The sequence below is a fragment of the Exiguobacterium sp. UBA5002 genome (assembly GCF_002396765.1).
Taxonomy (GTDB): domain Bacteria; phylum Bacillota; class Bacilli; order Exiguobacteriales; family Exiguobacteriaceae; genus Exiguobacterium_A.
Window position 1 is genome coordinate 31,687 of the sequence record NZ_DGYQ01000005.1, and the last position, 16,941, is coordinate 48,627.

A 16,941-nucleotide genomic window follows, 5' to 3' on the forward strand; every position below is an offset into this window, starting at 1 on the left:
TGGTAAACACCACGAAAATCACGAAACGTAAACGTATAGCAACGCTCGTATAATAGTGGGAATTGGCCCACGAGTCTCTACCGGATCGCCGTAACGATCCGACTACGGGTGGTGAGTTACTGCTCTCTTTTTTGGCGTACAGTGGCTGCCCCCCGGGTAGCGGCTGTACGTTTTTTCGTTTTTTAAAGAGGAGAATGCATGTATGAAACGTCTACACGACATGATTAATCAAGAGGGAATCGTCTTATCGGATCAAGTATTGAAAGTGGATGCTTTTTTAAATCATCAGGTTGATCCGACGTTGATGTGGGAAATCGCCTATGAGTTCATGGAACGCTTTCAAGATGCCGGTATCACGCGGATTTTGACGATCGAAGCGGGAGGTATTGCCCCGGCAATGATGACAGCACTTCGTCTTGGCGTGCCAATGGTCTATGCTCGTAAGACGAAATCGGTCACATTGAACGAAGGAACGATTTCAGCTGAAGTTTTCTCATTTACGAAACAACAGACGAATACAATCACGGTCGCAGAGAAATACCTGCAACCGGGTGAACGTGTTCTGATCATTGATGACTTCCTCGCAAACGGAGAAGCAGCATTTGGTCTCGCTCGTCTCGTTGAACAGGCAGGGGCAGAAGTCGCTGGATTTGGAATCGTCATTGAAAAGTCGTTCCAACCGGGACGTCAAAAACTGATCGAAGCTGGATTCCGTGTCGAGTCACTCGCGCGTGTTGAGTCATTGAAGGACGGAAAAGCGACATTCGTCGACTCGGTGACCGTATGAGACTATCAAACTTCAAAGCAGCCAGTCTCGGACTTCAGCATGTGCTTGCGATGTACACGGGAGCAGCTGTCGTTCCACTGATCGTCGGGAGTGCGATCGGATTGTCAGGAGAAGAACTTGCTTATTTAGTGGCGATTGATCTTTTCATGTGTGGCGTTGCGACCTTATTACAAGTACTCGTCACGAAATACACAGGTGTTGGTCTTCCAGTCGTACTTGGTTGTACCTTTACAGCAGTCGGTCCAATGATTGCGATTGGAAGTCTTCAAGGCATTACAGCGATTTACGGTGCTTTGATTGCCAGTGGGCTGATCATTCTTGTCATTTCAGGTTGGTTTAGTAAGATCGCGGTCCTGTTCCCACCGGTTGTCCTTGGTTCCGTCGTGACGATCATCGGGATTTCCTTGATTCCGGCTGCGATCAACGATATCGGAGGCGGACAGGGAGCGAAAGACTTTGGTGACTTACGTTACCTCGGACTCGCCGGATTAACGATCGTCTTGATTTTAATCTTGAATCGCTACGGTACGGTCTTCTCAAAAGCGGCAGCTGTCTTAATTGCTGTGATGATCAGTACACTCGTTGCATTTGGCATGGGGATGATCGACTTCAGTCCGGTGGCAGAAGCATCATGGTTCCAAATGGTGACACCATTTTACTTCGGTGTACCGACATTCAATGCAACTGCCATCTTGACAATGACGCTCGTTGGTCTCGTCTCGATGGTTGAATCGACAGGTGTGTTCTTGACACTTGGTGAGATCACGGATCGTCGCTTAACGGATAAGGATCTAGCACGTGGCTACCGGGCAGAAGGTGTCGCGACGATCGTTGGCGGTATTTTCAATAGCTTCCCGTATACGACATACAGCCAAAACGTCGGTCTCGTTCAATTGACTGGCGTGAAGACACGTAAAGTCATTTTATTTGCGGGTGGATTTTTAATCTTGCTCGGCTTCTTACCAAAAGTGGCGACATTCACGACGTTGATTCCAAAACCAGTCCTAGGTGGGGCAATGTTGATCATGTTCGGAACGGTCGCAGCGAGCGGCATTCGTATTCTGTCGCGGGTCGATTTTTCGAAGAACGAACACGTCATCACGGTGGCACTCGCGCTCGGAATTGGTTTAGGAATCAGCATGAATCCGGAGATCGTAGCAGGTCTCCCGTCACAAATCCGTGTCTTGACGGACAGCCCGATCGTCGCGGGATCGCTAACGGCATTATTGCTAAATGGAATCTTCCGATTGACGAGTAAGTCGGAGTCAGTAGACGCGCCACTTGCTAAAGTTGATTAACAATTGTAACTTTCCGAAAGGAGCCGTCCTGTATACTACTTAGTAGCAGGAGGTTCCTTTTTTTATACTGCTAACGTAATCAGAATATTCCGAGTATGTGATTTTGGTAAGAAATATCTAATGAAAACGTTTACAAAATCGACACATCTTCTTTATACTGACAACGTAGCGGTACGGGGAACTGCTAAGAAACAAACAGAGACGGGAAGGACGTCGTAAAAATGAAACAACAGACAGAGTTGAATCGGGGACTGGAAGAACGTCACATTACACTGATGTCGCTGGGGGCGGCAATCGGTGTAGGACTCTTCCTAGGGTCAGCAAAAGCGATCCAATTAGCAGGACCAGGGATTTTACTTGGTTATCTGATTGGTGGTGTCATCATTTTCATTATCATGCGAGCACTTGGGGAGCTTGCAGTGCGGGAGCCGGTGGCTGGTAGTTTTGCGGAGTATGCCCGGAAGTATGTCAGTCCATTAGCTGGCTTTTTAACAGGTTGGAATTATTGGTTACTCTGGATTTTTACGTGTATGGCGGAAATCACAGCAGTCGGTATTTACATGAAAGTATGGTTCCCGGATTCTCAGGGGTGGGTATGGGCACTAGCAGCACTTGTCTTGATGACGAGCATCAACTTCATTGCTGTTAAATTTTATGGTGAATTCGAATTTTGGTTTGCGTTGATTAAAATCGTCGCGATCGTCGCCATGATCATCTTAGGGACCTTGACGATTGTCATTGGTCTTGGAAACGGCGGCACACCGGTTGGAATTTCAAACCTGTGGTCACATGGTGGATTCCTGCCGAACGGATTCGGTGGAGTACTCCTTGCCATGCAGATGGTCATGTTTGCGTTCTTAGGAATTGAAGTGATTGGGGTCACAGCAGGGGAAGCGAAGAACCCGAAGAAAACGATTCGAAAAGCCGTCAATAACGTCTTCCTTCGGATTTTAGTATTCTACATCGGTGCGCTCTTCGTCATTTTATCGATTTATCCGTGGGATCAAGTCGGCGCGAACAATAGTAGTCCGTTCGTATTACTATTTGATTCACTTGGTATTCCAGCAGCAGCCGGCATCATCAACTTCGTTGTCTTAACGGCAGCACTCTCGTCATGTAACTCCGGTATCTTCTCGACAGCCCGGATGATGATGAACTTATCCGAGAACAGTGAAGCACCACGTCGTTTCTCGAAAATCTCGAAAAACGGTGTCCCGGCACTGGCGACGATTCTTTCAGGTGTCGCGTTGCTCGTTGGTGTCGCTTTGAACTACTTCTTACCGGAAGACGTCTTTGCGATCGTTACGAGTATCGCGACGTTTGGAGCCGTTTGGACGTGGGCGATGATTCTGATCGCCCAGATGCGGGCGCGGAAAGTACATGGTTCAGCAGAATTCGCTGTTCCGTTCTTCCCGGTCGCCAACTATATCGCCCTCGCGGCACTTGCTGGTGTCATCGTCTTAATGGCATTTGACGCAAGTACACGCATCGCTTTGGTCGTTGGACCATTGTGGTACGCGATTTTGATTGCCGTCTATTATGCACGGGGAATGCATAAGGAGACACGTCAATCGATCCGGAAAGCATCAGGGGAATAATGAAACGTGCGGATCCGCAAGCGGGTCCGCTTTTTCATCACTTCGTTTCAAACGGTTTCGTTTTGTTTTGATGATGAATTTGCTACACTTACGGCAGAACCATACAGGAGGTCATACGAAATGAAAACGATTCATGTAGACGAGTTACAAGAGCGATTAGAGGCAGGCGAGGCGTTACACGTCGTTGACGTCCGGGAGCAGGATGAATACGATGCAGGACATATTCCGAACGTCCGCTTCCTTCCGATGTCTGAGATCGGTGAACGCTATACGGAGCTGCAAGAAGGTGAAACCTACTACTTAATCTGTAAAGCGGGCGCACGGAGTGAAAATGTCGGTCGTTTCCTCGAGCAATATGGATACGACATCGTCAACGTCGAAGGCGGCATGATGAACTGGAAGGGCGATCAAGAAGCATAAGGGTAAGGTCTACCAAGGAAGACGACTCCATACGGGTCGTCTTTTTTTCATGTGAATCAATGAACGATTATTATTTTTACTATGAATATTCTTCGCTGTTCTTCCAATAAAGAAGATAGAATAGCGAGTCCTTGCACTCGGGAATGGAGTGACACATGGAACAAAAGATCAAACGCACGATGAGCATCAAACAAAAATTAATTCTGACATCCATTCTCCTATTAGTAATTCCAGCGCTCGTGATCGGATTTGTTGCCTACAATCAGGCGAAACAAACGATGACGGAGCAAATTCTACAATCGGCACATGGTGGAGTCGATCGGATGAACGACGAGATTCAGAATATTATTGATCCGATGCGACGCGATGTCGCCTTTTTTGCGGACCGGATTGACGGAACGCTCTATCAAAAAGGAAAACAAAATACAGCGTTAAAGGAAAAAATGACGGAATACCTCGACATGCATCCGCAGGCAGCGAACATCTACTTCGCGACGACGAAAGGGGATATGAACATTTTCCCGGAACAGGTCATGCCTGAGGATTATGACCCACGTGAACGCCCGTGGTATCAGTCAGCGGAAGCAGCAGGTGGAAAAGTCGTCATCACCGATCCATACGTCGATGCGGCCTCGAACAAGATGATGGTCACGCTCTCGCAGACGACAGGCAACGGAAGAGGTGTCGTCGCGATTGATGTCGATGTCGACCGCATCGCGGAAATCGCGAAAAAGATTAAAATCGGCAAGGAAGGTTATGTGACGATTCTCGATTCGAATAAAAAGTTCGTCACGCACCCGACGTTAAAACCAGGTGAAAAAGCGACAGGGAACTGGGTTGCACCACTCTATGCGGATCCAGCCGGACAATTTTCGTATGAATTCGAAAATGAAGGCAAACAGATGGACTTCATGACAAATGACCTGACGAAGTGGAAGGTTACCGGAACCCTGTACGATCATGAAATCACCGATGCGACGTCGAGCATTCTTTGGACGACACTTGCTGTCATTGGCGGAATGTTACTCGTCGCAGCCGTCTTCATTTACTTCATCCTTCGCTCGATTCTTCGCCCACTCGGTCATTTGACACGTGGGGCAGAACGGATTCAGTCTGGTGATTTAACGGAACCGGTCATCGTTGAATCAAACGATGAAGTTGGACAGGTCGCACAAAGCTTTAACGTCATGGTCGACTCACTCCGCTCGATCATCATTAATCTCGATCAGTCAATCACACAAGTGGCCGGTTCGTCACAGGAATTAATGGCGAACTCTGCTCAGACGACGTCCGCATCGGAACAGATTGCGGGATCGATTCAACAGGTCGCAGCGGGGGCCGATCAGTCAAAACGTCAACTCGATGCGAACGCGGTCTCGCTCCAGTCGATTACAGCCGGCATCATGCGGATCGCTGAGAGCTCAACAGATGTGTCAGAGCTATCACGTTCAACGGCAACAGAAGCTGAGAACGGAACGGTTGCTGTACTGCAAAATGTTCAGCAGATGAAAGAAATCGATGCCTCTGTTCAAAACTTTGGTGGCGTCATCAGTTCACTCGCCCATCGTTCGAATGAGATCGGAAAAATCGTCGATGTCATCAACGGCATTGCCGAACAAACGAATTTATTGGCATTGAACGCGGCGATTGAAGCAGCACGCGCAGGCGAAAACGGAAAAGGCTTCGCCGTCGTCGCAAGCGAAGTACGGAAACTAGCAGAGCAGTCACAGGACTCAACGAAGCAGATTGCACAGCTGATTCAAAAAACATCAAGCAGGAGACGGATCAATCAGTCACGATGATGAAGGAAGTCTCAGGGCAGACGAAAGCTGGCTTGTCGACGACGGAAGCATCAGCAGAACGATTCCAGAAGATTCTCGAACGGACAAAAGAGATGACACCACGAATCGAAGACGTGACGGCAACTGTCGAGGAAATCGCAGCGAACGTTCAAGAAGTGTCAGCGTCTGCGACAGAAATCGCTCATATCGCGCAAGAGAATTCATCGGCGTCGAAACAAGTGGCGGCGACGACGGAAGAGCAATTGAGTGCGATGGAAGAAATTTCGCAATCCGCTAAAGCATTATCCGATATGGCAGAAGAGCTACAGGTACTCGTTGCCCGTTTCCGTGTTTAACCTATCGATTATATAAAGCAAGGAAGCTAGTCTTCCTTGCTTTTTTTGTCTATCACTATTTTGTGACGAACTGAACAAATAGCTTGGAATTCTTGTGAATTCGGGCTTGAGACGGGGTTAAAACGGGAAAATAATAAGTATCTAACACTTCGAAGGAGGTGGGTACGGTGAAGCAGTTACGCAAGATACGTGAGTGGCAGGATGCGGGTCTGTTGGATGAATCAACCGTCGAACGAATCATGACCTACGAAAAGCAACATTCAACGAAACAACGCCTCCCGCTCTTGTTGATTGTTGGAGGGACCTTCGTCGTCTTGGCTGTATTCAGCTTTTTAGCTGCTAACTGGCAAGCGATGCCGATCGGCTGGAAAATCGGACTTGTCGTAGCACTCATGTGGATGTGTTACATCATGGCGGATCTTTCGGAACGTCGTCGTATTCTTCATCCGGTCGTCTTTCGAATCGGTGGAATCCTAGCGTTTGGCGCCTCGATTCTCGTAGTTGTTCAAAGTTTTCACTTGCCGATGGGAGGATCATTGCTCAGTTGGTGTATGTTTGTCGCCGCATTAGTGCATTATATGCTTTGGCGTCATGAAGCATACGGTGTCGTAGCCTTCCTTTCCGGATGGACGATCTTCACGAGTCTCGGTGGTTTTGGTCAAGAACAAGCGAGTTATCTCGACTGGACATCGTTCGGTCTGATGGTCGTGCTGTCGTTCAGTTGGTTTTACTTCAGCCAACGTCTGCCATCGCTTTTGTTTAGCTGGCTGTTTCTCTTCTTCAGTGGTCTCTCCTTGTTTCTCCTTGTATCGTATGACGGATTTCTGTGGCCGGTCTGGTCGCTGTTTTTACTCGTTCCAGTTCTCTGGCTTGTTCGTGAGGAGTCCAATCGTCGGATCGTCGAAATGGTCTATCTGGTCGTCGTTGCCATCAGTTCGATCGTCTATCTGTCTGTACGTGCGGAATCAAATGCCGCATTACCATCCATGACAGAAGCGATTCTGCTAGCTATCGTATCCATCGGGTTAGGAATTTTCCTCTATCAAAAACGTCGCTCCTTATTGTTTATCGTTCCGCTTGGATTCGTTGGAGTCCTGTGGCTTGATGAACAGGCCATTCTACTTGCCATTCTCGTTGAACTATCCGCGCTACTGTATCTGTTGTATCAAGAACGTCGTCATGCGATCATCTGGCCAGCCTTCCTCTATTTCATTCTCGTTCAAATCGCGATATACGTCATCTATGCGTGGGATCGTTTGAACATGTCTTTGTTTTTCCTCATCGGTGCGCTCCTCATCTTCCTATTGTCCGGTGTCTTATGGTGGTTACGCCGTAGAGGAGGTGTGGCGTCATGAAGCGCTATTTAATGCCTGTATTGCAGACGTGCGCCGTTGGTCTGTTGATCGTCAGCTTTTTTGCGACCTCCTGGTTCGGAACATCGTACCGTTTTCGGGCAGAGCCGTTTGATCCGTTTGATCCCGTTTACGGTGAATACGTGATGCTTCAGTATCCGGATTTAAAACCAGGTCCGACGATTCAAAATGGGCGTGTTTATGTCAGCTTCAAGACAGATGCTTCTGGTTATGCTCAAATCGACCGGATTTCGAATGAACGATTCTTCGGAAGTGTTGCTGGCGACTATTACGATCAATACGTGTCGATTCCACAGTTGACGCAATATTATGTCGAACAGGGAAGCGGAAAACAATACGAGAAAGCTAAAGCACTAGAAGTCCGTGCGGATGTGTCACCATGGGGAACGATCCGGACGACGAATTTAAAAATTTCTGAATAAAAAACCTTGCGTCAGCAATGAAACGGTTGTACTATTAATTTAAATTTTCAGACAACTAAATCTGCATGCGTAGACGGGAAGAGTAGAGTGATCAGAAATCGATAGAGAGTCTCTGTTGCTGGAAATGAGACGATTTCGTCATTTGAAGATGGTCCCGGAGCAGTCGGAAGAACGTGAACCGTGTTCATCAGTAGAACCGACCGGTAGGACGGATACCGTTAGCATTCCATGGAGTCTCGTACTCCTAGAGGTGGCTGAACGTGAGTTGAGCCATGAACGAAGGTGGTACCACGTGATCAGACATCACGTCCTGAGAGATGAGGGCGTGGTGTCTTTTTTGTGGGGACGTTCGCGCAGGAGGAGGATGACGAGATGGCAGAAGCATTGGTATTGCAATCAGACTTTGGCGTGAGTGACGGGGCAGTGAGTGCGATGTATGGAGTAGCCCACAGCATCAATCCGGAGATTCGGATTTTTGATTTGACGCACGACATTCCACCGTTCCACATTTGGGAAGCGTCCTATCGGTTACTGCAGACGGTACCGTACTGGACGGAGCAAACGGTGTTCGTTTCTGTCGTTGATCCAGGAGTCGGATCAAGTCGAAAGAGTGTCGTCGCGCGGACGCATGCGAATCAATACATCATCACACCGGATAACGGAACGTTGACGCATCTTTGGCAAGCCGGATACATTGCTGAAGTGAGGCAACTCGATGATCGACGGCATCGCTTACCGCGGATGGGGGAATCGTATACGTTCCACGGACGAGATATCTTTGCCTTCACGGGAGCTCGATTATCAAGCCATGTCATCACCTTCGAGGAAGTGGGACCCGTTTTACCTGCTTCAGACATCGTTTTGCTCGACCGGACAGTTGCCTCGTCGTCGGATAGCGGTGTTACTGGTATCGTCGAGATTCTCGATGTTCGCTTCGGAAATGTCTGGACGAATATTCCGGTCGCTCTCGTCCGTCAGGCGGGTCTCGACATTGGCAGCCACGTCAAGGTAATGATTTCGTATCGGGAACGAATCGTCTATGAACAGACACTCCTCTTTGGTCATTCGTTCGCCGACGTACCAGTCGGTTCAGGCGTCGTTTACATCAATTCGCTAGATCAGATTGCTCTTGCCTTGAATCAAGGTTCGTTTGCGCATGCATTTGAGGTTGGGATCGGAAATGATTGGAGTGTTAACGTACAACATATTAAAGGAGGAAATCGAACATGAAAGGATTTACGACAAAACAGATCGTCGCAACCGGGATCGGAGCAGCTGTATTCATCATTTTAAGTCGATTCGCTGCGATTCCGACAGGCGTACCGAACACGTCGATCGAGACAGCCTATGCATTTCTCGCATTCATGGCAGTTTTGTTCGGACCGGTCACAGCCGGTTTGATTGGTTTAATCGGTCATGGATTAAAAGATGCGATTTTATATGGTTCCCCGTGGTGGAGTTGGGTCATCGTCTCCGGCTTCGTCGGGTTTGGCATCGGATTGATCGCTAACCGGATTCGCTTAGAAGAAGGTGGATTGACGACACGTAAAATCGTCTTATTCAATGCGACACAAGCCATCGTGCAAGCGATCGGTTGGATCATCATCGCCCCGGTACTCGATATCTTAATTTACTCGGAGCCAGCGAATAAAGTCTTCGTCCAAGGTGCTGTCGCTGCGACATCAAATATCTTGACAGTCGGTGTCATTGGAACGTTGTTACTCGTCACCTATGCCAAAACAAGAAGTAAAGCAGGCAGCTTGAAACGCGAAGTTTGACCGAATGAGCTATGATCCTGTGCGAAGAGTCGGCAGGATCATAGCTCATTTGGCTTGGGGGGAGAAAGACATGACAAACGTGATTGAATTTCAGGATTTTTCATTTACATATCGGAGTCAGTCGGAACCGACACTCCGGCAGATTCAGTTAACGATTCAAGCAGGAGAACGCGTCTTAATCGTTGGACCGTCGGGTTCAGGAAAAAGTACGCTCGCCCAGTGCATCAATGGGTTGATTCCGTTCTCGTACCCGGGAACGTGGGAAGGACAGGTCTTGATCAAAGGACAAGATGCCCGGGAGTTATCGTTATTTGATCGTTCGTTGCATATTGGCACGGTGTTACAGGATCCAGATGCGCAGTTCGTTGGTTTATCGGTTGGCGAAGACATCGCCTTTGCGCTCGAGAACAAACAGACTAGGCGACCAGAAATGCAGGAAATCGTCGAACGCGTCGCACGAATGACGGATGTCGAGGCGCTCTTGCACGCACGATTGAATGATCTATCAGGCGGACAACGGCAACGGGCAGCATTAGCCGGAGTCCTCGTCGAAGATGCGGACATTTTACTGTTTGATGAACCGCTCGCGAATCTCGATCCGGTAGCGGGACAAGAAGCGATGGCGCTTATGGATCGACTGCAACGTGATACGAACCGCACACTGATCGTCGTCGAACATCGAATCGAGGATGTACTCGTCATTCCGTTTGACCGCATCATCGTCATGGTCGATGGGGAAATCATTGCCGATGACCATCCGGATGTCATCTTAAGCAATGGCGTGCTTCAACAAGCGATTTTACGTGAACCTCTCTATGTCAGTGCCGCGCGCTGGGCTGGGCTTGCCGTTCAACCTTCAGATCAGCCGAGCCGCATCGACCCCTTTTTAAAGCAGTTCAATCAGACGGACGTGTTGGAGCGTTTAGAGGAAGCGCCTCAAAAAGAGACTGTAACCTCTACTGCATGGCTCGAACTTGAACAGTTGGCGTTTCATTATCGCCAAGGAACGCCGGTGCTTGAAAACGTGACAGCCTCTTTTCAAAAGGGAACGCTGACGACGATCGTCGGTCAGAATGGTGCCGGGAAATCCACGCTTGCGAAAGTGTTGAGTGGTTACCAACGGACGACAGGTGGTCGGATCCTACTTGACGGAACCGACATCACGAACCAATCGATCGCAGAGCGGGCGGGGGCGATCGGATTCGTTCTGCAAAATCCGAATCATATGATTTCGAAGCACCTCGTGCAGGAGGAAATCCGCTACGGGATGCAGGCGCTCGGATTAAGTGAGGCGGAAGAAAACGAGCGTCTCGAGCAGACATTACGTCGTTGCGGATTATATCCGTTTCGTAATTGGCCGATTCAAGCACTGAGTTTTGGTCAGAAGAAACGAGTGACGATTGCTTCGATTCTCGTTCGACGACCGGATATCTTGATTCTCGATGAACCAACAGCCGGTCAAGATTATCGGCATTATTCGGATATGATGGACTTTTTAGAAGGATTGAAGCAGGACGGGATGACGTTACTCATCATCACGCATGACATGCATCTCGTCTTAGAATACAGCGATCAAGTCTGCCTCGTGCAAGCCGGGCGTATTCGTTATGCTGGGACATCATTTGGACTGCTGAATCAAGAACAATTACTGCATCACGCCCATTTAAAACAAACATCACTCTTTACGATAGCGCAATATCTTGATATAGACCCGGAACGATTCGTCGAGTCCGTGATTACGACGGAGCGAAAGGAGCGGGAACAATGGCTGTAGAAATGCTTGGTTATATTGAAAAAAAGTCACCGATTCATCGTTTGACGGGAACGACGAAACTAATCGGATTCTTGTTATTTACGACAGCGACGATGTTCACCTATGATACACGTGTCTTACTTGTGATGGGGTTAGTCAGTATCGTATTATTCCGCTTGTCGCGTATCCAGTTTCGGGAAGTCCGGTTCGTCTTGATCTTTACAGCGCTATTCGTCCTGATTAATGCACTCGCCGTTTATCTGTTCGAACCAGAGCAAGGCGTAGCGATCTACGGATCGCGTCACGTCTTACTTGAAGGAATCGGACGATTTACGGTGACCGCAGAACAATTATTTTATCTGTTCAATTTAATCTTAAAATACAGTGTGATTGTTCCGATTGCTGTGTTGTTTCTCGTGACGACCCATCCGACGGAGTTCGCTTCTTCGTTGAATCGGATTGGTGTTCCGTATAAGATTGCCTTTGCGGTCTCCTTAGCGCTCCGTTACATTCCGGACGTTCAAACGGATTTTCGGACAATCGCGAATGCTCAGGAAGCACGGGGGATTGCCGTCTCACACGGTTCCGTTTGGCAACGGGCACGTAATAGCATCCAGATTTTACTTCCGTTGCTATTTACGAGTTTGGAGCGGATTGAGACGGTCAGTAATGCGATGGATCTCCGTGGATTCGGTGCCGGACGAAAGCGGACGTGGTACAACCAACAGACGATGACACGAATCGATTATGTCGCGATCGGCTGTGTGCTACTTTTGACGGTTTTGTCATTCGTCGTTACTTTCTATGATGGTAATCGCTTTTATAATCCGTTTTAAAAATGAGATACGAAAAAGGCAGTGGATGCGTCCACTGCCTTTTGTCATATGACCAATCCGCTTACGCAGATCGTTTTTGATTTTCCCAACGTGGTGAATTCAACAGTTCAATCCATTTCTTGACGGCTGAGATCGTGATGACAATCGCGAGCAGTCCCATCGTTACGGACAAGACCGTATTCAAGATGCTGAAACCTGGAGAATCGGGATTCGCATAGACGTTTGCGACCATCCAGATATCCGCGAACGTTACTGTGATCAGAAGATAGACGAGCGGGATGAACGTCGTCAGGGCATAGACTTTTTTATCGGCGATTTTCAAGATGATCGTCGTTCCGATGATCAAGCCAATCGACGCCATCAGCTGATTCGATACCCCGAATAATGCCCAAATCGAACCGATGTCACCTGAGAACAAGAGATAGCCCCAGAAGAATGTTCCGAGTGCTGAAGCGAAGATGGCACCTGGAATCCAGTCGACACGTTTGAGTGGTTTGTAGAACTCTCCGAAGAAATCTTGAATCAAGTAACGGGCGACGCGCGTTCCGGCATCGATTGCTGTTAGGATGAAAACCGCTTCGAACAAAATAACAAATTGGAAGAAGAATCCGGCAATCTCTTTAAACCACGGGATGGCGCGGAAGATGAACGTCATACCGACAGCGAGTGAGACGGCACCACCTGTTCGACCTGCCAGATCAAGACCGATTTCACGGGATAGATCATCTAGATAGACTGTGCTCATACCGAGCGTCGCGAATACTTCTGGTGTTGAGTTGATGGCGAAGTAATCACCGACTTCAAGCGATGTCGCAGCGATCAATGCCATGACGGCAACAAGACATTCGACAAGCATAGCACCGAAGGCAACGGGTTTGATGTCGCTCCATCGATTGATCATCTTCGGTGTCGTACCAGAACCGACGAAAGCGTGGAAACCAGAGATTGCACCACAGGCAATCGTGATCGAGATGAATGGCCAGACTGGACCAGCGATGATTGGACCACCACCATTAACGAATTTCGTGAATGCTGGGAATCGAATGTCTGGGTTGATGATGAAGACACCAACGATCAAGGCAAGGAAGACACCGATTTTCATGAAACTCGATAAATAGTCGCGAGGTGCGAGTAAGAGCCACACTGGCAGTGCAGCAGCGAAGAATGCATAAATCGGTAAAGCAATTGCGAGTTGACGGGATGAAAGATCGAACCAGTCACCGATGAATGTTTCCGTTAACTGAGGACCAAAACCAATCGCAGCTAGAATAAGTAGAAAACCAACTGTTGAAGCAAGTGCTAAATTGCCACCTTTACGTAAGTAAATCCCAACGAACATCGCGATTGGAATCGTCGAGAAGACAGCGAATGTACCCCATGGGTTATGTTCCAGGGCATGCAAGACGACCATCGATAGACCAGCCATCGTGATCGTGATGATGAAGAGCATCGCCAGACCGGCACAAAAACCAGCGACTGGTCCCAGCTCTTTTTTAGCGACTTCAGACAGCGACTGACCGTCTTGGCGCATCGAGGCAAAAAGAACAACCATATCATGGACCGCTCCACCGATGACGGCACCGATCAAGAGCCACAGTAAGCCAGGGAGATATCCGAACTGTGCAGCAAGGACAGGTCCGACGAGTGGACCGGCAGCAGCGATTGCTGCGAAGTGGTGTCCGAACGAGACCCATTTGTTCGTTGGGACGTAATCTTTTCCGTCCGCTAATTTATGAGCGGGCGTTTCGCGATCATCTTTGATTTTTAAGACTTTCGCGGCCATGAACGTGCCGTAGAGACGATACGCGATTAATAAGATACAGATGACAGCAATAACGATTGGAGTAGCGCTCATCTAAAATTCCTCCTCTTGAATGAACTATGATGGATTTAGTATACAAGTTATGGAAGCGCTTTCTTTGATTTTTAGATGAGTTGTCGGTTTCGTTCGATGAAAGGTTGAAAATGGACCTTGAATCACAAAAAAGAAGCGCTCAAATACCGAGCGCTTCTTTCAGTAGTTTGACATACGTCCGGCTGACTGGCACATCAATCTGATGAATTTTTAAATTATAGGCTCCGTTGAACCAAGGTTCGATGGCATCGATTGCTGATAAGTTGACGAGGTACGAGCGATGAACTCGTAAAAAGCGATGATCTTGAAGCTTTCGTTCGAGTTCGAGTAAGGTCTCGTTCGATGGATACGCATGGTGCTCCGTGACGATCTTCGTCTTCCCGTTCTCAGCGACGATGTAATCGATATCTTGAGGAGACAATAATTTCAGTTGTTCGCCCGTCTCAACGGCTAAACGTTCAAGTCGAGGTGCTTTTTTCGGAAGCGGTCGCGCAACTTTTTCAATCGCACGGACAATCCGTGCCGGATCATACGGTTTTAAGATGTAATCATAGGCATTGAGCTCAAACGCTTCAAGCGCATGAGCATCATATGCCGTCACAAACAAAAGAGCCGGAGGACGTGGCATCGATTTCAAGCGTTTGGCGACTTCAAGACCGCTTCCGTCCGTTAGCTCGATATCGAGAAAGACTAAGTCGGGTTGAAGGGAGCGAACGAGTCGTTCAGCTTCCTCGACACTGCCGGTTTCCCCGACGACTTCAAGACCGGCTGCGGTCACGTGATAACGGAGCTCATCGCGTGCGAGCGGTTCATCTTCAATCAACAAGGTGCGCATGCTGGATCTCCTTTCTGACTTCAATCGGGAGACGAATCGCGATCGTCGTGCCGTTTTGACCGTCACTCGTGATCGTAAACTGTCCCTTTTCACCATATAAACTTCGAATCCGTTCTGCCGTATTGAATAATGCGGTACCGGTGCCCGAGGATGGAACGACTTCTCGACCGAGACGAGCAAGGCGCGAAGCGTCAATCCCGCGTCCGTTGTCGACGACTTCGAGACACAGCTGGTCTGCCTCACACCATGCCGTCACCCCGACATATCCTGTCTGTTCAGAAGAAAACGCATGAAGGAACGCATTTTCGATCAACGGTTGTAAGATGAACGGTGGAACGAGTAAAGACGTCGTCTCGTCTGCTGAATCAATGTCGAGAAACGGACGATTCGGAAAACGAGCGGCTTCAAGCGATGTGTATGCTTCGATGTGTTCGAGTTCCTTTTGGAGCGGAATTTTCGTCGATCGTGCGCCTTGGAGGTTACTGCGGAAGAACGTCGACAATTCGAGCAACAACGTGCGTGCTTGTTCGACATCCGTCCGGCACAGTGCATAAATCGTATTGATCGCATTAAACAGGAAGTGGGGATGGATTTGTGCTTCGAGTGCCCGGATCTCGGCATCTTTCAGTAAACCGGCTTGCCGCTGGGCGTTCCCGAGTGCCAGTTGTGTCGAGAACAGTTTCGCTAACCCTTCAATGAGTTCGACTTCGACGGCGTCGAGCAATTCAGCATGAGGATAATAGACTTTCAACGTCCCGATCGTCGTTTCCCCGACGATAAGCGGAGCGATGATGCCAGCTTGAAGCGGACAATCCGTTACGGGACAGCCGATATCGAGTCGTTCTGTCACAAGACGGACTTGTCCGTCCTGCAAGACATGCTCGGTCGGTTTCGTCGTCCAGTGACTCCCAGCTTGATGGTGATCGCTCCCGATACCGATATGGGCCAAGATGACGGAACGATCCGTCAGTGAGACGGCTTCGGCTCGCGTTTGTTGCAACAGAATTTCCGCGACAGCTTCTGCCGTATGAATATGTAGACCACGCGTCAGATGCGGAAGCGTCAAATCGGCGATATGCAACGACCGTTCTGCTTCTCGTGCCCGAACCGTTTCCTCTTCTCGCGCAGCAAGGCGGATGATCGATAAGAACAACCAGACACCGAGGACGTTGATCAGTGTCATCGGTAAGAAGATGAACTGGACGAGTTCGACTGCCGCATCAAAGGGGCGGGCGAATAGTAAAATCAACGACATTTCAAACAGCATTAAAAAAGCAGTCAGACACACGGGCAATAATGCTTGGCTACTGAGACGGTCGCGCCAATAGGAGCGTAAGAGACCGCTGACACCACCGGCGATGACGGTCGAAAGCGCGCAAGCGAACGCTGTGAATCCGCCGAGGGAATACCGATGAACCCCGACGATCAATCCGGTCATCAATCCACCGAGCGGACCAGCAAGCAATCCGCTGATGACGACGATCATCGTTCGTGTGTTTGCAATCGCTGATGTCCCGTCGACTTCTTCGAGCCAAGCATGGGGTAAGAATTCAGCTAAGTCGACTTTGACCCCTGTATAGTTGCTTAAAATGCCGTACGTCGCAAAAAATAGGACGAGGACACGGAATTGCCAGCCTGCTTCCGGTTGACGTAGCAACCTTCGTGTCGGTCCCCACTGGGCGAGGATGAACGCTAAGATGATCATGATACCGAGTCGTTCGAGTAAAAAAGGAATCAGTTCCAACATGTGCATTCCTCCATTCGAGTTAAGTGTAAACGCTCGCAAAACGGAGAGCAATGCCGGTATACAAAAAAAGCCGTACTCGCTCGGTTTAAGAGAGAGTACGGC

At 48.9% G+C, this 16,941-nt stretch carries 15 protein-coding genes and 1 riboswitch; of the genes, 12 read left to right on the forward strand and 3 right to left on the reverse strand.

Translation table 11 applies throughout. The features are described 5' to 3' along the window. Positions 1-25: 25 nt before the first annotated feature. A riboswitch (purine riboswitch) is annotated at positions 26-125 on the forward strand. A gap of 77 nt (positions 126-202) precedes the next feature. The 12 genes from B4C70_RS00915 to B4C70_RS00970 all read left to right on the forward strand — a co-directional run bounded on the left by B4C70_RS00915 (position 203) and on the right by B4C70_RS00970 (position 12,402). Further along, positions 203-787: a xanthine phosphoribosyltransferase gene (locus B4C70_RS00915; RefSeq protein ID WP_035411444.1), complete on the forward strand. Its 585-nt coding sequence runs from the start codon at positions 203-205 to the stop codon at positions 785-787. Further along, on the forward strand, positions 784-2,085 hold the full coding sequence (locus B4C70_RS00920) for a nucleobase:cation symporter-2 family protein (RefSeq protein WP_290776362.1): 1,302 nt from the start codon (positions 784-786) through the stop codon (positions 2,083-2,085). The genes B4C70_RS00915 and B4C70_RS00920 overlap by 4 nt, the downstream gene beginning before the upstream one ends. A gap of 221 nt (positions 2,086-2,306) precedes the next feature. Further along, the gene (locus B4C70_RS00925; RefSeq protein ID WP_058704605.1) at positions 2,307-3,683 is read left to right on the forward strand and encodes an amino acid permease; all 1,377 of its coding nucleotides are present in this window, start codon (positions 2,307-2,309) and stop codon (positions 3,681-3,683) included. Positions 3,684-3,803: 120 nt separating this feature from the next. Further along, positions 3,804-4,103, forward strand: a complete 300-nt coding sequence (locus tag B4C70_RS00930) for a rhodanese-like domain-containing protein (RefSeq protein ID WP_023466762.1) — start codon at positions 3,804-3,806, stop codon at positions 4,101-4,103. Between the two features lie 155 nt (positions 4,104-4,258). Then, complete coding sequence (locus B4C70_RS00935) at positions 4,259-5,905, forward strand: methyl-accepting chemotaxis protein (RefSeq protein ID WP_290776365.1); 1,647 nt, start codon at positions 4,259-4,261, stop codon at positions 5,903-5,905. Then, positions 5,902-6,240, forward strand: a complete 339-nt coding sequence (locus B4C70_RS00940; protein ID WP_290776367.1) for a methyl-accepting chemotaxis protein — start codon at positions 5,902-5,904, stop codon at positions 6,238-6,240. The genes B4C70_RS00935 and B4C70_RS00940 overlap by 4 nt, the downstream gene beginning before the upstream one ends. Before the next feature lie 167 nt (positions 6,241-6,407). Beyond that, positions 6,408-7,595 (forward strand): DUF2157 domain-containing protein, encoded by a 1,188-nt coding sequence (locus B4C70_RS00945; RefSeq protein WP_290776369.1) that lies wholly within the window; start codon positions 6,408-6,410, stop codon positions 7,593-7,595. Beyond that, a complete protein-coding gene (locus B4C70_RS00950; RefSeq protein ID WP_047391952.1) occupies positions 7,592-8,035 on the forward strand; it encodes a GDYXXLXY domain-containing protein in 444 nt (147 codons plus the stop codon). The genes B4C70_RS00945 and B4C70_RS00950 overlap by 4 nt, the downstream gene beginning before the upstream one ends. Before the next feature lie 372 nt (positions 8,036-8,407). Next, a complete protein-coding gene (locus B4C70_RS00955; RefSeq protein ID WP_290776373.1) occupies positions 8,408-9,265 on the forward strand; it encodes an SAM hydrolase/SAM-dependent halogenase family protein in 858 nt (285 codons plus the stop codon). Next, complete coding sequence (locus B4C70_RS00960) at positions 9,262-9,813, forward strand: ECF-type riboflavin transporter substrate-binding protein (protein ID WP_058704610.1); 552 nt, start codon at positions 9,262-9,264, stop codon at positions 9,811-9,813. Before B4C70_RS00955 ends, B4C70_RS00960 begins: the two co-directional genes overlap by 4 nt. Before the next feature lie 70 nt (positions 9,814-9,883). After that, positions 9,884-11,587, forward strand: coding sequence for an ABC transporter ATP-binding protein (locus B4C70_RS00965; protein WP_290776376.1), 1,704 nt, complete (start codon positions 9,884-9,886; stop codon positions 11,585-11,587). Continuing rightward, positions 11,578-12,402, forward strand: coding sequence for an energy-coupling factor transporter transmembrane component T family protein (locus B4C70_RS00970; protein WP_290776377.1), 825 nt, complete (start codon positions 11,578-11,580; stop codon positions 12,400-12,402). Before B4C70_RS00965 ends, B4C70_RS00970 begins: the two co-directional genes overlap by 10 nt. A 61-nt stretch (positions 12,403-12,463) precedes the next feature. On the opposite strand, the gene B4C70_RS00975 is transcribed toward B4C70_RS00970, so the two are convergent. The 3 genes from B4C70_RS00975 to B4C70_RS00985 all read right to left on the reverse strand — a co-directional run bounded on the left by B4C70_RS00975 (position 12,464) and on the right by B4C70_RS00985 (position 16,839). Next, positions 12,464-14,257 (reverse strand): carbon starvation CstA family protein, encoded by a 1,794-nt coding sequence (locus B4C70_RS00975; RefSeq protein WP_290776379.1) that lies wholly within the window; start codon positions 14,255-14,257, stop codon positions 12,464-12,466. A 139-nt stretch (positions 14,258-14,396) separates the two neighbouring features. Then, the gene (locus B4C70_RS00980) at positions 14,397-15,092 is read right to left on the reverse strand and encodes a LytR/AlgR family response regulator transcription factor (RefSeq protein WP_214729667.1); all 696 of its coding nucleotides are present in this window, start codon (positions 15,090-15,092) and stop codon (positions 14,397-14,399) included. Beyond that, the gene (locus tag B4C70_RS00985) at positions 15,073-16,839 is read right to left on the reverse strand and encodes a LytS/YhcK type 5TM receptor domain-containing protein (RefSeq protein ID WP_290776382.1); all 1,767 of its coding nucleotides are present in this window, start codon (positions 16,837-16,839) and stop codon (positions 15,073-15,075) included. Before B4C70_RS00985 ends, B4C70_RS00980 begins: the two co-directional genes overlap by 20 nt. Positions 16,840-16,941: the final 102 nt, after the last annotated feature.

Bases quoted from the DNA above. Each gene is read 5' to 3' on its own strand.
- B4C70_RS00915 (WP_035411444.1), top strand. From the start codon at position 203: ATGAAACGTCTACACGACATGATTAATCAAGAGGGAATCGTCTTATCG.
- B4C70_RS00920 (WP_290776362.1), top strand. From the start codon at position 784: ATGAGACTATCAAACTTCAAAGCAGCCAGTCTCGGACTTCAGCATGTG.
- B4C70_RS00925 (WP_058704605.1), top strand. From the start codon at position 2,307: ATGAAACAACAGACAGAGTTGAATCGGGGACTGGAAGAACGTCACATT.
- B4C70_RS00930 (WP_023466762.1), top strand. From the start codon at position 3,804: ATGAAAACGATTCATGTAGACGAGTTACAAGAGCGATTAGAGGCAGGC.
- B4C70_RS00935 (WP_290776365.1), top strand. From the start codon at position 4,259: ATGGAACAAAAGATCAAACGCACGATGAGCATCAAACAAAAATTAATT.
- B4C70_RS00940 (WP_290776367.1), top strand. From the start codon at position 5,902: ATGATGAAGGAAGTCTCAGGGCAGACGAAAGCTGGCTTGTCGACGACG.
- B4C70_RS00950 (WP_047391952.1), top strand. From the start codon at position 7,592: ATGAAGCGCTATTTAATGCCTGTATTGCAGACGTGCGCCGTTGGTCTG.
- B4C70_RS00955 (WP_290776373.1), top strand. From the start codon at position 8,408: ATGGCAGAAGCATTGGTATTGCAATCAGACTTTGGCGTGAGTGACGGG.
- B4C70_RS00960 (WP_058704610.1), top strand. From the start codon at position 9,262: ATGAAAGGATTTACGACAAAACAGATCGTCGCAACCGGGATCGGAGCA.
- B4C70_RS00965 (WP_290776376.1), top strand. From the start codon at position 9,884: ATGACAAACGTGATTGAATTTCAGGATTTTTCATTTACATATCGGAGT.
- B4C70_RS00970 (WP_290776377.1), top strand. From the start codon at position 11,578: ATGGCTGTAGAAATGCTTGGTTATATTGAAAAAAAGTCACCGATTCAT.
- B4C70_RS00975 (WP_290776379.1), bottom strand. From the start codon at position 14,257: ATGAGCGCTACTCCAATCGTTATTGCTGTCATCTGTATCTTATTAATC.
- B4C70_RS00980 (WP_214729667.1), bottom strand. From the start codon at position 15,092: ATGCGCACCTTGTTGATTGAAGATGAACCGCTCGCACGCGATGAGCTC.
- B4C70_RS00985 (WP_290776382.1), bottom strand. From the start codon at position 16,839: ATGTTGGAACTGATTCCTTTTTTACTCGAACGACTCGGTATCATGATC.